Genomic DNA, 14,754 nt, shown 5'->3' with positions numbered 1-14,754 from the left:
CGAATCCCGCCACACTTGTCACTCCCACCGTTCGGGTGCCCGTGGCTAATCTAGCACGACCATCAACCAGTTCGTCGTATCGACAACTGAACGATCGACGAAGGACTCCCAAGGAGGGAAGCATGACCACGACACATCAGACCGGGACGCGTGACGAGTGGCTGGCAGCGCGGCTCGAGCTGCTCAAGGCGGAGAAGGCGCTCACGCGGCAGAGCGACGCGCTGGTGCAGCAACGGCAGGCACTGCCCTGGGTGAGAATCGACAAGGCGTACACATTCGAAACCGCAGCGGGACGCGCCTCGTTGGCGGACCTCTTCAAGGGACGCTCGCAGCTTCTCGTGTACCACTTCATGTTCGGGCCCGACTACAAGGCGGGATGCCCGTCGTGCTCGTCGATCGCCGATGGGTTCGACGGCATCTTCGTTCATCTGGCGAATCACGACGTCACGCTGACGGCGGTGTCGCGCGCGCCGCTCGAGAAGCTGCAGACGTATCAGCGCCGGATGGGCTGGACGTTCCCCTGGGCATCTTCGGCTGGCAGCGACTTCAACTTCGACTTCAACATCGCGTTCACCGAGGCGCAGCAGCGCGAAGGAAGCATCGAATACAACTACGAACGCGGCGGCCACGCGATGGACGAAACGCAGGTCGTCCCCGAGCCCGTCGTCCAGTTCGCGGCTACATGCGGGACCGACGCGGCGACGTACACGCGCGACAGGCCGGGTCTGAGCGCATTTGTACTGGAGGACGGCGTTGTCTATCACACGTATTCCACCTATGCGCGCGGCGTGGACGGCATCTGGGGCATGTATCAGTGGCTGGACCGTGCGCCGAAGGGGCGCAATGAGACGGGCGTCTGGTGGAAGCGTCACGACGAGTACGAGACGGCGCGCTGAGCCGGGCGATGGAACACGTTAGCGCAACCGGAGGACGGGCGATGCCGGCGCACTCGATCGAAGCGCGCGCTTCGCAGCGAGCTTTTTTCGGCGTCTCGGCACTGCTCTTCGCAGTCAGCACGGCGGTGACGATTGCAGGCGCTGCGTCTATGTCGGCGATGGGTGAGATGCCGATGCCCGGCGGCTGGACGATGTCGGCGGCGTGGATGCCGATGTGCGGACAAACGTGGTCCGGCCTCGCGGCGTCGTTCCTCGGCATGTGGGTGGTGATGATGGTCGCGATGATGCTGCCATCTCTCGTCCCCATGCTGCGGCGCTACCGCGATGCCGTCGGCGGGACAGGCGGAAAAGGCGTAACGGGCTTGGGCTGGCTGACGACGGTGGTCGGCCTGGGGTACTTCTTCGTGTGGACGGCGTTCGGCATAGTCGCATTTCCGCTCGGCGTTGCACTGGCGGCGCTCGAGATGCAACAGCCGGCGCTGGCGCGCGCCGTTCCGCTTGCAGTCGGTGTGATTGTGCTGATCGCCGGGGCGCTGCAGTTCACGGCGTGGAAGGCACGCCGCCTTGCCTGCTGTCGCGCAACACCGGGACGCTGCCTCATGTCGCCCGCATTGCCAGCGGACGCCGCCACGGCATGGCGCCACGGTCTGCAACTCGGCCTCCATTGCAGCTACTGCTGTGCCGGCCTGACGATAGTCCTGCTCGTTGCCGGGGTCATGGATTTGCGTGTGATGGCTGTCGTGACGGCAGCTATCACCGTTGAACGCCTTGCACCGCGTGGTGACCGGGCGGCGCGCGTGATCGGGGCGGGCATCGTCGGCGCAGGCGTGTTGCTGATCGCGCGAGCCGTCGGTTTGGGATGAGTTACCCGCCCCATGCCGATGAAAATCAGTCCGTCACGCCGCCGTAATTGCGTTGTCCCCGCAGGCGCATCGCGATGCGGCCAAACGCGCGCCATTGCTGCGCGATCAACCCATCGCCATAGGAGCGTGCTGCGCCGTGCGGCACGGGCAACTGATCACGAATGCCGGTCGGCTCGACGGTACGGTCCCACGACGCGGTCCTGAACATCATGTCCCACCACGGAAACAGCACGCCGAAGTTGCAGCCATAGCGCGTGCCTTCATGACCGTAGCCAATTGCGTGATGACGCCGATGAAAAATCGGGCTTACGATCGTGCGTTCGAGCAGCCATCCATACGGCAAGCGCGCGTTCACGTGTTGCACGCTTTGCATGAAGTTGCCGACGGCAACCAGCACGACGAACTGCGTTGGCTGCACGCCGATGAACAGCGAAATCGCAGCAAAGAACGCGGCCTGAATGATGTCGTCGAGAAAGTGATTGCGATCGTCGGCCCACAACGACATCTGCTGCTGGCTGTGGTGCACCGCGTGCAGTTCCCACCACACGCCGAAGCGATGCTGCCAGCGGTGATACCAGTAGCCGAAGAAATCGAGCACGATCAGGTAGATGAGGAACGACACGACCGGCTGATCGGTGACGCCCGGCCACAGTCCGTCGATGTCGATGTTCGGCACGTTGTAGATCGCCATCAAACTCTGCCAGTGATTGAACAGTGGCTGCAGCATGAAGAAGAACGCGATATTGAGGATGCCGAGCTTGGCGATCCACGTGTAGATCACATCGGCGCGCAGCGCTTTTCGATCGGACCATGCCTCGACCGGCCGCAGCGCTTCAAGCGGCCGCAAGGCGATATACGTGACCAGGATTTCCAGCACACCGACGATGACCCAATAGAGTGCATCGTAGGTGTCCTCGTCGTATCCCATCAGACCGAAGCGATAGAAAAACGGCTGCACCACGTCGACGTACAGGAGTGTCTGCAACGTCGAGATGCCGTTGTCGAGTAGCGCGAGGATTTCGTGGATCATCAAAAACCTCTAGAAATTGCGGGTGCTGTCATCAAAACGAAAGCCTGTTCAGTCTGGATTGGGCGCATACACGGGCGCACGGTTGGCGAAATACAAACCATGCGGTGAGCGTCCGACCGCGATCGTGTCGATAAGTTTATGCGTTGTCAGATCAATGATGCCGACATGCCGCGAAAAACGGAATGTGACCCACAGGTAGCGGTGATCCGCGGACAGTTCCATGTCGTCAGGACCGGGCATGAGTCCGGTGATGTCGGCTGTCTTCGTCAGCGTGTTGTAATCGAGAATGCTGATGGTGCTTTCCACGCGGTTCGTTAGCGCTACGTGCTGGCCGTCGTCGAGATTACGGAAGTTGTGCGCGCCGCGCCCTGTCTGGATTCTTTTCACGACTTGCTGTTTGTGCCAGTCGACCACGGCCACATCGTCTTCGCCCGTCATGCCGATCAACAGATAGCGGTCGCCCGGCGTCATCCAGAGGCCGGCGGGTGTGTTGCCTACATGCAGTTTCCACAGCACCGACTGCGTCGCCAGATCGATCGCGGCCACTTCGCCAGTGTCTTGCAGCGTGACGAACACGGTCTTGCTATCGGACGAGAACGTCATGTGGCTCGGCGTCTTCGAGAGCGGGACGCGTTTGGCGAGCGTCATGTTCTGGCCGTCGTAGTGATACACGTCGACGCGATCCAGTCGCAGACCTGCTGTCACGAACCATTTGTGATCGGGCGAGAAACCGAGTTGATAGGGATCTTCAATGTCGTCGACTTTGCGCTGCACCTTGCCTGTGTGCGGATCGAGAAACATGAGATCGTTCGAGATCGAATCCGCGACGATAAGCGAGTGACCGTCGGGCGTAATCATCAGATGGTGCGGTTCCTTACCCGTCGGCTCCGTGCCGATCACCTTATGCGTGGCAGGATCGATCAGCGTCAATTGGGCTTCGCCGGAGTCGAGCACGATCACGTTGTCGGCCGCCTGCGCCGGCATCGCCATGGTGAGCGTGCAATACGTTAGCGCGGTAAGCGCGCAGGTCTTTGTAATCGAAACGATAGAAAGTGGCATCTGAACGATAGACGGGCAGCAAAACAATTTGGGGGAACATCATGGCGGCGGGCACAGCGGATTCAGCGCGCATGGCGTGGATCGTGCCAGACTCGCGCTCACACCGTTAACGGTTTAACGCGCCACTTCGCTGTGTCGATGACACGCGGCGCGTTGTTATTTGTATGAAGGGTTCGACGCTGGCTGAGGCAACGTCAGAGGGGAAAATGAAAAAGGCGCGGCTGAAAACAGCGCGCGCCTTTGATCTGATAACTGCTGCCTGGTTCTCGTATTCGCGGACACGTTCAATCGAAATCGAACATATCGAAAAGCGAGCGCTTCTTCTTGTGTCCCCGATAATCCGTTCGCTGATTGTCATACGTGCGGTTGTTGTCGTACGTATGGTCGCTATGCCGTTCCCGTTCCCGATCCGAACGGCTGTCCCGGCTCGTGCGTGCGGTGGCGTTAGCCTGCGCGTCATCGTTCCCTGCGTCTTGCGCAATCAGCTTGTCGAGTTCGCCGCGATCGAGCCATATACCCCGGCAGACCGGGCAGTAGTCGATTTCGATCGAGCGACGCTCGGTCATCAGCAAGTCAGTGGTCTTGCAAACGGGACATTTCATTTCCATGCTCCTTGAGAGTAAAAAATTCATCTAGCGCTTATTGCTCCGCGCTAACCATCCGCTTCGAATTCGCCCGGCGCACGAGCATGTTCAGTGCCTCGACAAAGGCGGAGAACGCCATAGCCGCATAGATGTAAGCCTTCGGCACGTGTGAACCAAAACCTTCTGCGATGAGCGTCATGCCGATCACGAGCAGGAAACCGAGCGCGAGCATGACGATGGTCGGATTACGATCGATGAAGCGCGACAGCGGGTTGGCGGCGAACAGCATGACGGTGACCGCAGCAATCACGGCAACGAACATGATCGGCATGTGCTCGGTCATCCCAACCGCAGTGATGATGCTGTCGACCGAAAACACGATATCGAGCACGAGGATCTGTCCGATCGCAGCCATGGCGGTCAACTGCACGGTCGTGCTCGCCTTATCGCGCACTTCTTCCGCATGGACAACGTGGTGGCGAATTTCGCTCGTTGCCTTCCAGACCAGGAACAGGCCGCCGCCGAGCAGGATCAGGTCACGCCATGAAAACGCGTGGCCGAACAGCGTCACGGCGGGCGCGGTCAGTTGCGCAATCCACGCGACGGTGCCGAGCAGGGCGAGCCGCAGCACGAGCGCAAGCATGATGCCCATGCGTTGCACGCGAGCGCGCTGTGCTTCCGGCAGCTTGTTGCTGAGGATCGAGATGAAGATCAAATTGTCGATGCCGAGCACGATTTCCATCACGACCAGCGTGAGGAGCGCAGCCCATGCGGCGGGGTCGGCGGCGAGTGTGAGTAAAGAGTCCATGGGGTCCGTAAGCAAAGGGTGACAGGCAACGTCGGTATGCCGTCATCATCGCTGTCTTCATGGTTCGGATAAATCAGTGATAATCTGATCGACATATCGATTTTTTCGAAGTGTCGCCAACATGCTTAACTATCGCCATCTCTACTATTTCTGGATCGTCGTGAAAGAGGGCGGCTTCGCGCGCGCGGCCGAGCGTCTCGACATGGCAGTTCAGACGATCAGCGCACAGGTGCGCGAACTGGAGAAGTCGATCGGCCGCCAATTGCTGAAACCGGCAGGCCGCGGCGTCACAATGACTGAAGCCGGCGAGACGGCCTTCAATCGCGCGGAACAGATTTTTCAGATCGGCGAGGCGTTACTCGACGAGATGCGTGAGACGGGCGGCGAACGTGTTGCCCGGCTTGCCGTGGGTCTCTCCGACGGCATCTCGAAGCTGGCGGCGCACGCGTTGCTCGCGCCGGTGCTCGAAACGCCATCGCTCAGGCTGCTCTGCCATGAGGGCGAGCATGCGCAGTTGTTGTCGGAGCTCGCGCTCCATCGGCTCGATCTCGTGCTGGCGTGCCAGCCTGCGCCGCACAATGCGGACTTGCGCGTCGTGAGCCAGCGCCTCGTCGGTTCGCCGGTCGACTGGTATGGCCCCGCGGAGATCATTCGCAAGTCTGCCCGTACCGGCTTTCCGCAATGCCTGGCCGAGCTGCCTGTGCTCCTGCCCACCGGGCACGGTGCGTTGCGTGCGCGGCTTGACCGATGGTTCGAAACTGAAGGGATCCGGCCGCGGATTGTTGGGGAGTTCGAAGACAGCGCGCTGATGGCGGTGTTCGCCGCGCGTGGCCTCGGCGTGTTTCCGCTCGCGGAGTTGGGCGCGGGGGACGTGGCGCTGCTGCGCGGACTGCGTTGGCTCGGTCGAGCGGAAGGCGTGGTCGAAGAGATCCACGCAATCCGCTCGCGACGCGGGCAACATCATGCGCTCGCTTCTCAGGTGGTGGCTGCCGGGCGTGCGTGAATGTACGGCGTGTCTGGCAACGGAATGTGCCGGCTTGCCGTCTGGTCTTGCTTGGGCCCCCATGCGTTGAACACGGCAGCCAGCAAGGCAATTTCGCCATCCGCCAGATAGTTGTCCGCTATCGCGACGGCGATACACAGGCGCATCACCTTGCGACGCAACGCGGGGTCGTCGATCTCGTCCAGCAACGTGGTGAGCAGGGCCGCGCCGAGCTGGCCGACCGGCGGCGCGAACGGTGTGTTCGCGACGGACTGATCCTCGCACAGCGTCTGCACGATCTGCGCAAATTGCTCGGGTGCGAGACCGAGTTGGCCCGCTATATCCAGGCTTTCGAGGGCGAGCTCTTCCGAACTGCTGACGTGTCCGTCGGAAGTGAGAGCCAGCGCGACGATACGGGCGGCGGCTTGAGGACTGTTGCGCGGATAGGTACGCATGTTTGGGCTCCTGGCGCGGACAATGTCCGCAGTGGTGATGAGCCTCAGTCTGCGTCAGGTTAGGGAACTGATAAATCTGCTAATCCCGGAGCGAAGGTTCGGAAAAACCGAACCTTCCGCAGCAGACTGTGCAAAGCCTCATGGTTCGGCGCGATGCAAAACACCCTATCGGATAAGATACGGTTCGCCGTATTTTTTCCGAATAGAAGGAGTGTTTTCAGTGATTCAACCGAGCAACGTGTTCAAGGACAACCTCGCCCAACTGCCCGCCATTGACGGTATCGAGCGTATCGATCTGCTTGACGGCAAGGGCGCTGTGGTGGCCAGCATCGAGAACAAGCCGGGCAAGCAGGGCTCGCTGGCGGTGTACAACTATCTGCAGCAGGCCTTCGGCACGCTGGACGCCAAGGCAGCCGAACACGGCCTCGCAGTGTTCGCCGAACATACCGCCGACGCGCGCAACCGTCCGGGTGCACACCCGAACGTCGACCATCTGCTCGCGATTGTGGCCGGTGGAGAAGCGTTGCGCATCGACGTCGTTGCAGCGGGCTAAGCGCGCCGCTGTTGTGCCGCGTGGCGTGGATCCTGTGACACCGGTCCGCGCCGTAACCCATGCCGGTTCACCGTGGCGCCCCAGCCTATGAGTGATTACCTGAATCGTCACCGGCAAGAATAAAGTCAACGAACGCCCGGAGCGGAGCCGGCATATGCGTCCGGCTCGGGTAGTACAGAAACGGTCCAGTGAAGGTTTGACACCACTCACCGAGCACCGGTACGAGGGCGCCTTGCTCTATGGCCGGCCGCAGAAATTCATCGAACGAATAGACGATTCCAAGTCCCGCGATGGCCGCGCCTCGTTCCAGTTCAATCACGGAGGCGATCATCGGTCCGTTTGGCTCGATCCGCACGACGTCGTCGCCCCGCTTGAATTCCCATGTCGCGAGCACGCCGCTGTCGAAGCGGTGTCCGATACACGCGTGGTTCAGCAGTTCACTCGGGTGTTGCGGTGTGCCGCGGGCCGCGAGGTAGGACGGCGAGGCCGCCGCAACGAAATGTTGAACGCGCGGGCCAATCGGCACGGCGATCATGTCGCGCTCGAGGCGTTCGTCGTATCGGATGCCGGCATCGAAGCCCGCCGCGAGGATGTCGATGAACGTGTCGTTGGTGCCGATATCCACCGTGATGCCAGGGTGAGCGGCGAGGAAGCGGGAGAGTAGGGCAGGCAGAATTTCTCTTGCCGCGATCGACGGAACGTTTAATCTCAATGTTCCAGTGGGACTCTCGCGAAAGAGATTCACCGCATCGAGCGCGATGGTGATTTCCCCGAAGGCCGGCGCGAGCCGTTCAAAAAGACGCTGCCCGGCTTCCGTTGGTGTGACGCTGCGCGTCGTGCGGTTGAGCAGCCTGACACCAAGTTGTTGTTCGAGCCGTCGAACCGCTTCGCTAAGCGATGAGGCTGACACGCCGCCAGTCAGTGCGGCATGGCGGAACCCGCGTGCCCGTGTGACGGCGACGAATGCTTTCAGATCGGAAAGGTCAGGTTCCTGCATTGTTCGCTTTTCCGCACGGGTCATCCGGATTGAGATGGATTATCGCACGCCGGAAATCGACTGATACTTCAGCGCAAGCGCCTTTCTTGCGGCGCACCTACCGAGGAACATCATGAAGCAACTTCAACTGGGTAAGACGGGTCCGCAAAGCTCCGCCATCGGTCTTGGCTGCATGGGCATGTCGGGCATGTACGGTCCGTCTGACCGTGCTGAAAGCATTGCAACGATCCACGCTGCGCTCGAAGCGGGCATCACGCTGCTCGATACCGGCGATTTCTACGGTTCCGGCCACAACGAAATCCTGATCGGCGAGGCCCTGAAAAGCGCGCCGCCGTCACGCCGCGATTCGGCGATCATCAGCGTGAAATTCGGCGCCATGCGCGACCCGGCAGGTGGCTGGTCGCTCTACGATGCGCGCCCCGCAGCGGTCAAAAACTTTCTTGCCTACTCGCTGCAGCGCCTGGGCGTCGATCATATCGACATCTACCGTCCTGCGCGGCTCGATCCCAACGTGCCTATCGAAGACACGGTGGGGGCGATTGCCGACATGATCAAAGCCGGCTATGTGCGGCACGTCGGCTTGTCCGAAGTCGGCGCCACGACCATTCGCCGTGCGGCAGCGGTGCACCCGGTGGCCGACCTGCAGATCGAGTACTCGCTGATTTCACGTGGCATTGAAGACGAAATTCTGCCGACGTGCCGCGAACTCGGCATCGGCGTGACGGCGTACGGCGTGCTGTCACGCGGTTTGATCAGCGGTCACTGGAGCAAGGACGCTGCGGGGAAAGGCGATTTTCGCGCCATGAGTCCGCGTTTTCAGGGGGACAACGTCGATCACAATCTCGCGCTGGTGGATGCGCTGCGCAAGGTGGCCGATGCTAAAGGCGTCTCGGTTGCGCAGATCGCGATTGCCTGGGTTGCGGCCCAAGGCAGCGATATCGTGCCGCTCGTTGGCGCGCGCCGCCGTGATCGTCTTGCCGAAGCACTCGGTGCGGTTGACGTGGCGCTCAGCGCCGAGGATCTGGCAGCAATTGCGCAGGCGGTGCCGCATGGGGCCGCCGCAGGTGAACGTTACGCAGCGGCGCAGATGGCGCATCTCGACAGCGAACAGGGAAGTAAGGGCCACGCTGCGTAGTGCGTTGAGGGGGCGTGCAATCCGGCTGAGCCACGCGCGCGGTTGAATGCGCCGCGGCGTGGTTTCACCGTGTTGTCAGTGCGTCAGAAACGGTGGTCCTGATCAGTACCCGGCGTGAACGAGACGCCGCGCAATACCTCACCAAAGCCCGCGCTTCGCAACGCCACGAATTTCTCGCGAGCGGCGCCGGACACCGTCGTATTCGCGAGCAGATCGCGAATGGCGACCAGCTTGTTCGGATCGGCGCCCACATCGCCATTGCCGCTGATGGTCGACGTCATTGCCCAGAGCGTGACTGTGCCGTCATGTTCGACGCGGCCGGTCAGGTTGCGCAGCCCATCCGTCGCCGGTGCCCACGGCAGTCCAGTTGCCGTGTTGGAGCCGGTCGGATATCCGGAGACCGTGTATTGCTGGCCCAGGTTCAGACCGGCCTGCAAGGTGTAGGCGAGCGTCCATTTTTTTGCGCCGGCGTTATACACCCACTTCTGCAAACCGGCGCCAGTCTGCGCGGCCGCATGCGTGTAAAGATCGGCGCCGCCCGTGTAGCCATCGCCCTCGTCCGCGACATAGAGCGTCGTTGCGTTGGCGAACCAGAGGCCAAACGGATAGGAGAGCGTCGTCGCGGTCTTGTTGGGCGTCGACGGGAAACCGGCTAGCACGCACATATTGTTTGGCAGTCCGTTGGTTTGGACCGTGGTGGCGTCGTAAGCAAGCGCCTTGCTGGGCAATGCCGCATTGGCAGCCGGCACACCCGTGCCAGACGGGCAGGCGTTTCCAGTGGTATCCACAAAGTACACCGTGTTCACGCCGTTGCTGCCGCTACCCTTCGTAAAGTAGAGGACATTGTTGAATACGGTCATGCCACGGAAGTTGTCGTCCTTGCCGATCTTGTCCGCCGGCTTGCCAAGTTCAGTGACCGAGAAGCTGGCGACCGGCGTCGGTGCGCCCGGGTCCTGCTGCGCCTCGTGCTTCTTCGTGGCGTCGATGAGTTGTGCGCCGGCGCCGAGGATCACCCCGGCCGGTTGAGGGTTGGCGCCGTTACCCGCGTTGCCGGCCGTGTAGAAAAAATCTTCGCCGTCGCGGTTATTCAGAATCGCCGAACGGCCGTTGTTGCCGCTGTATGCATTCGTCTCGGTGATGCGGAAGTGCCCGTCACGGTCGACGCGCGCGACGGCCCGATAGAAATTCTGCCCTACCGGATTCGTGGAATCGACGGCGCCAGGCGTGTTCGAATTGGAGACGTCCAGCGTATTCACCGGCGCGACATAACCCATAAAAGTCAGGTACTGGCCGTCGAGCGAAAGGTGCAGGCCGAGTTCCGATTTGGAGCTGAAGCTGGTGACGAGTTGGTCACGTCGCGGCGTTTTCTGCAAGCTGTTGGGCACTTCGAGCGAGCTGACCCACTCACCTGACGGCGTGATCTGATCGAGAAAGATTCGCGACGTGATGCCGAAGCTGCCGTCATAGCCGTCGTTGTTCCACACAAACGGATAGGTGCCGTCGTTCGGTGCGCCAGTGGCCGCGCTACAACCACCCTTAGTGGCTCCGCAATTCGGCGGCAGGACCGCGCCAACCTGAACGTTGCTCGACTGGTTGTCGTACACGCTTCGACTTACAACCAGTAAGCCTGGCTCAAAGCGATTGTCACCGCGGAAATCGGACTGTTCGGCATGTGCATTGAGGGCGGCGGCGCATAACACCAGTGCTACCGTGGAAGCCGGTCGGGGGAATGACAGGCGGCGTGTCGCGTTGCAGACGGGAGTCGTTTTCATCTGTAGGTTCCGGGTGGGGAAGTAGAAGTTCTTTTTCAGACGGACTGGCACGTACAACCCGATTACCGTAACAACGCATGATGAAGGATTAGTGGCGGCGACTTCGGTGCAAACCCCCATTGTGTATTGGCCTATCCGCTTCCCATTAGCCAATGCAAACGGGAAGCGGATACTGTCAGCATTTATTCAGAAAAGTCAGTCGACGCCGACAGCGTCTTCCAGGTCTCGGTTTCCTGCGTGACGTACGCATTCTTTTCAGCGATCGCCTTCAGCGTGTCGGTGCCAAGCGGCAGCCGCAGCGGAGGCGTTGGTGCGTCGACCAATTGGACCATGGCGGCCGCGAGCTTCTCCGGGTTGCCCGGCTGGTTGTGATTCATGTGGGTCGCGCGGCGGCGAACCTCTCCTGACGTCTCGTCATAGTCGGCAATCACGTTCCCGGCAACCACAAGCGATGACGCGTCGAGGAAGTCCGTGCGGAAGTATCCGGGCTCCACGACCGTTGCGTGAATACCGAGCGGCTTCAGCTCGGCGTGCAATGCTTCAGTCAGGCCTTCAACGGCGAACTTGGTCGAAGAATAGGCGCCGAACCCGGCGGCTGACCGATAGCCGCCGATCGACGACATATTGATGATGTGACCGGCTCGCTGCGTGCGCATCACCGGCAGAACGGCGCGTGTGATGTTCAGCAAGCCGAATACGTTCGTGTCGTACATGCGACGCACATCGGCATCGCTCGACTCCTCGATGGCGCCAAGCAAACCGAAGCCCGCGTTGTTGACCAGAACGCCGATCCGGCCAAACCGTTCAACTGCCGCTTGAACCGCGGCCTTCGCCTGGGCTTCGTCGGTCACGTCCAGCGCGACGGGAAGGAGTGCCGCCGAGTGACCAAAGCGTTCGGTGATCGCTGCGATATTGCGGCCAGTGGCAACGACCGCATTGCCGTCAGCGAGAGCGGCCTCGGCGATAAGGGCGCCCAGGCCGCGCGTTGCGCCGGTGATGAGCCAGACGCGTTTGAAGCCATTGTTCGTGTTGCTAGCCATGATGTTTCTCCTACGGTTCGGGTGAAAGTGAACGAATAATAGGAGTGTCGATTGGCACAAACTAGACTTCGGTTGGTAGACTGATAATCAACTTTTATTTGCTAATTCGGGCGGCCATGAACGAAGTACGCGCGATCACGATATTCGTCCGGGCCGCGGCGCTGGGAAGCCTGCGCAAGGCCGCCGTGGATCAGGGCATCTCGCCGCAGGCCGCGAGCCACGCGGTCATGCAGCTGGAAAAGGAGTTGGGAGTTCGGCTTTTCCACCGAACCACACGCAAGTTGAGCCTGACCGAGGAGGGGCAGGGGCTTCTCGACAGCGTGCGACCTGCGTTGGCCATACTGTCGTCGGCGCTCGACGACGCGCGGCGATCGAAAGACGCGATCGCCGGGCCGCTGCGGGTGAGCGCGCCAAGCGCGTTCTCGCGCACCGTGCTGTGGCCGTATTTCCTCGAATTCGCCGAATTGCACCCGAACGTGCAACTGGACGTGCAGTTCGACGATCACTTCACCGACCTCGTCAGCGATCGCGCCGACGTGGGTTTTCGCGGTGGTTCGCCGCCGTCGGGCGGCACGATCGCGAGACGGCTGTTGCCGATTCAACTGATTGTTTGTGCGTCGCCTGCCTATATCGAGCGTTATGGCGCGCCACGCACCATCGACGAGCTCGACGGGCACCGCTGCACCGGCTATCGGCGGGCAAATACCGGCAAGCAGTCTCCGTGGGAATTTCTGATCGATGACGAGATCGTCTATCGCGACGTCGCAGCTAGCGTGTGTGTCAATGACACGGACGCGGAGACTCAAGCCGTGTTGGCCGGCCTCGCAATCGGTCAACTCGGCAGCTTTTCGGCGACCTTGCCTATCAAACGTGGCGAACTTGTTCCGCTGCTCGTCAGGCATGTCACTCAGCGTGAGGCCATCTACGTCTACTATCGCCATCGAACCGAGCAGCCGCTGCGCGTGAGGGCGTTTATCGACTTTATGGTCGAGCGCCTCGCAGGGAACAGGAATTTCTATCTTGAGCCGTCTGAGCTTCGTGCGGCACGTTGAGTGTTGAGCGTGTCGGGTTCGATGAGTCGATAAGCCTCTGAACGCGGGCAACCTACTGCAGCGTCGGGCCGCCCGTTAGCGCGCGGACGTCATACGGCGACGCGGCTGGCAGCGATGCTTCATGTCTTCGGCAACGTGGATTTGCCGCTCCGTTTGCGCGGCTTCGGCTCGACACCTATGCGCGGGTCGCGCGCGAGCACGAGCGCGGTCATCGTTTCGACGGTGGTTTCAAATGCCGGATCGTCCTGCGGCACATAAAGCCATTTTCCAAGCACCGGATGCGGCCGCAAAGCGGGTACTTCTTCAATGAGCGCGGCATGGCGCTCCTGCGAGGTGCATACCAGCAGGCCATTCCACGGCTTGTCGCGATCGGCGGCAATCAGGCGCAGCAGGCCGTCGATATACGCGGCGTCGCTGCCGAACATCCGTTTGCGAATGTAGGTGGCGTCGCGCTCGAACGCATCGAAGATCCAGACGAGCGAGTTGCGGATGGAAGAGGGCATCGGTGTGAAATCCCAAGGGCAATGAGCGATGTTAACCAAAGTCTGCTTTCGCTGCCTATGACTGACTGTTGAGAGTCGACCTCGACGTATCTCAGCGCCCCTTCCCCCGGCAACTGCGTTTCATAAGCATTTCCTATCGCGCGAGAACGAACCCGTCTTGGCGCGATCTTTGGGGGCGATATACCGTTATATCCGTGTTGCAGCGGTGTCGTGCCTACTCGTTCCTGATCTGCATGAGCCGCTCCCTTTACATCCGGAAGCGAAGATCGACCATGTACAAAGCCATCAGGAAGAACCCGTCGGCGGCTCAGGCTGCCGATACCATCCTTAGCGCATTGCGTGACATCCCCGTCTCTGCGCTCAGCGACAACATGCACCGCAACATCGGCAGCGCGGGCCTGCACCCGTATCAGCGGCCCGGCAAGAAGACGATGGCCGGCACCGCAGTCACGGTGCGCTCGCGTGGCGGGGATAACCTGACTTACCTGCGTGCGCTGGAGTTTTGCCGTCCAGGCGACGTGCTGGTCGTGGACGCAGGTGGCGATCTCAACAACGCCGTGGTCGGTGGCATTCTGTCTTTCTACGCGGCAAGCATAGGCGTTGTCGGTCTGGTCATCGACGGCGCGATCCGTGATGTCGCGGAAATCCGCGATCGGGATTTCCCGGTTTACGCCCGTGGGGTCACACACCGTGGGCCGTACAAAGACGGTCCGGGTGAAATCAATGTGCCGGTGTCAGTCGGCGGAATGGTGGTCAATCCGGGGGATATCGTTGTCGGCGATCAGGACGGCTTGCTGGCCATTCCGCAGGAGGATGCCGAGCTTGTCATCGAAAAAGCGCTGGCCGTTCTGGAAGCCGAGGCTGAGACGATGCGAGCGATGAAGGAAGGCCGCTGGAATCGCGCGTTTATCGATGCGCTCGAAGCACGATGCAATAACTGAGCATCGCGCAACGGGAAGGAAAAAGCCGACGTCTGCATCGCGACGTCGGCTTTTTTATGGGTGCTTTATGTATGGCGACGAACG

General features: G+C 61.1%; 16 protein-coding genes. 7 read left to right on the top strand and 9 right to left on the bottom strand.

Annotated features, from left to right (window positions below):
• The first annotated feature begins 122 nt into the window (after positions 1-122).
• Entirely contained in the window at positions 123-896 is a 774-nt protein-coding gene (locus tag R8871_RS04570; protein WP_175049248.1) for a DUF899 domain-containing protein, read from the top strand.
• A gap of 8 nt (positions 897-904) precedes the next feature.
• Positions 905-1,759: a DUF2182 domain-containing protein gene (locus tag R8871_RS04565; protein WP_246287379.1), complete on the top strand. Its 855-nt coding sequence runs from the start codon at positions 905-907 to the stop codon at positions 1,757-1,759.
• 25 nt (positions 1,760-1,784) lie between these two features.
• Here R8871_RS04565 and R8871_RS04560 read toward each other — a convergent pair whose 3' ends face one another.
• From R8871_RS04560 to R8871_RS04545, 4 genes are all read right to left on the bottom strand, one after another.
• Positions 1,785-2,789 (bottom strand): sterol desaturase family protein, encoded by a 1,005-nt coding sequence (locus R8871_RS04560; RefSeq protein ID WP_175049247.1) that lies wholly within the window; start codon positions 2,787-2,789, stop codon positions 1,785-1,787.
• A gap of 48 nt (positions 2,790-2,837) precedes the next feature.
• Entirely contained in the window at positions 2,838-3,848 is a 1,011-nt protein-coding gene (locus R8871_RS04555; RefSeq protein WP_175049246.1) for a YVTN family beta-propeller repeat protein, read from the bottom strand.
• A gap of 284 nt (positions 3,849-4,132) precedes the next feature.
• A complete protein-coding gene (locus R8871_RS04550; RefSeq protein ID WP_175049245.1) occupies positions 4,133-4,450 on the bottom strand; it encodes a TFIIB-type zinc ribbon-containing protein in 318 nt (105 codons plus the stop codon).
• A 37-nt stretch (positions 4,451-4,487) separates the two neighbouring features.
• Entirely contained in the window at positions 4,488-5,240 is a 753-nt protein-coding gene (locus R8871_RS04545; protein ID WP_175049244.1) for a TerC family protein, read from the bottom strand.
• 121 nt (positions 5,241-5,361) lie between these two features.
• Between R8871_RS04545 and R8871_RS04540 the strand changes: the two genes are divergently transcribed.
• Complete coding sequence (locus R8871_RS04540; RefSeq protein ID WP_175049243.1) at positions 5,362-6,243, top strand: LysR family transcriptional regulator; 882 nt, start codon at positions 5,362-5,364, stop codon at positions 6,241-6,243.
• Here R8871_RS04540 and R8871_RS04535 read toward each other — a convergent pair.
• Positions 6,216-6,677 (bottom strand): TerB family tellurite resistance protein, encoded by a 462-nt coding sequence (locus R8871_RS04535; RefSeq protein ID WP_175049242.1) that lies wholly within the window; start codon positions 6,675-6,677, stop codon positions 6,216-6,218. The two genes, R8871_RS04540 and R8871_RS04535, sit on opposite strands and share 28 nt — an antisense overlap.
• Positions 6,678-6,897: 220 nt before the next feature.
• On the opposite strand from R8871_RS04535, the gene R8871_RS04530 reads away from it, so the two are divergent.
• A complete protein-coding gene (locus R8871_RS04530) occupies positions 6,898-7,230 on the top strand; it encodes a DUF2322 family protein (RefSeq protein WP_172177735.1) in 333 nt (110 codons plus the stop codon).
• An 85-nt stretch (positions 7,231-7,315) separates the two neighbouring features.
• Here R8871_RS04530 and R8871_RS04525 read toward each other — a convergent pair whose 3' ends face one another.
• Positions 7,316-8,227, bottom strand: coding sequence for a LysR family transcriptional regulator (locus R8871_RS04525; protein WP_175049241.1), 912 nt, complete (start codon positions 8,225-8,227; stop codon positions 7,316-7,318).
• A 112-nt stretch (positions 8,228-8,339) separates the two neighbouring features.
• Between R8871_RS04525 and R8871_RS04520 the strand changes: the two genes are divergently transcribed.
• Positions 8,340-9,362, top strand: a complete 1,023-nt coding sequence (locus R8871_RS04520) for an aldo/keto reductase (protein WP_175049240.1) — start codon at positions 8,340-8,342, stop codon at positions 9,360-9,362.
• A gap of 83 nt (positions 9,363-9,445) precedes the next feature.
• Here the strand turns inward: R8871_RS04520 and R8871_RS04515 are convergent, their stop codons facing one another.
• Together R8871_RS04515 and R8871_RS04510 are read right to left on the bottom strand one after the other, a co-directional pair.
• Positions 9,446-11,134, bottom strand: coding sequence for a hypothetical protein (locus R8871_RS04515; protein ID WP_175049239.1), 1,689 nt, complete (start codon positions 11,132-11,134; stop codon positions 9,446-9,448).
• A gap of 182 nt (positions 11,135-11,316) precedes the next feature.
• Entirely contained in the window at positions 11,317-12,174 is an 858-nt protein-coding gene (locus R8871_RS04510) for an oxidoreductase (RefSeq protein ID WP_175049238.1), read from the bottom strand.
• A 116-nt stretch (positions 12,175-12,290) separates the two neighbouring features.
• Here R8871_RS04510 and R8871_RS04505 point away from each other — a divergent pair, with 116 nt between their 5' ends.
• On the top strand, positions 12,291-13,226 hold the full coding sequence (locus R8871_RS04505; protein ID WP_175049237.1) for a LysR family transcriptional regulator: 936 nt from the start codon (positions 12,291-12,293) through the stop codon (positions 13,224-13,226).
• A 119-nt stretch (positions 13,227-13,345) separates the two neighbouring features.
• On the opposite strand, the gene R8871_RS04500 is transcribed toward R8871_RS04505, so the two are convergent.
• A complete protein-coding gene (locus tag R8871_RS04500) occupies positions 13,346-13,729 on the bottom strand; it encodes a hypothetical protein (protein WP_175049236.1) in 384 nt (127 codons plus the stop codon).
• A 272-nt stretch (positions 13,730-14,001) separates the two neighbouring features.
• On the opposite strand from R8871_RS04500, the gene R8871_RS04495 reads away from it, so the two are divergent.
• Positions 14,002-14,670, top strand: coding sequence for an RraA family protein (locus R8871_RS04495; protein WP_175049235.1), 669 nt, complete (start codon positions 14,002-14,004; stop codon positions 14,668-14,670).
• The last annotated feature ends 84 nt before the right edge of the window (positions 14,671-14,754 follow it).

Origin of the sequence: Paraburkholderia sediminicola (genome assembly GCF_902859805.1) — a bacterium.
GTDB lineage: Bacteria > Pseudomonadota > Gammaproteobacteria > Burkholderiales > Burkholderiaceae > Paraburkholderia > Paraburkholderia sediminicola.
Note: the sequence above shows the minus strand (reverse complement) of the source record. Positions and strands in the feature narration are given on the sequence as shown.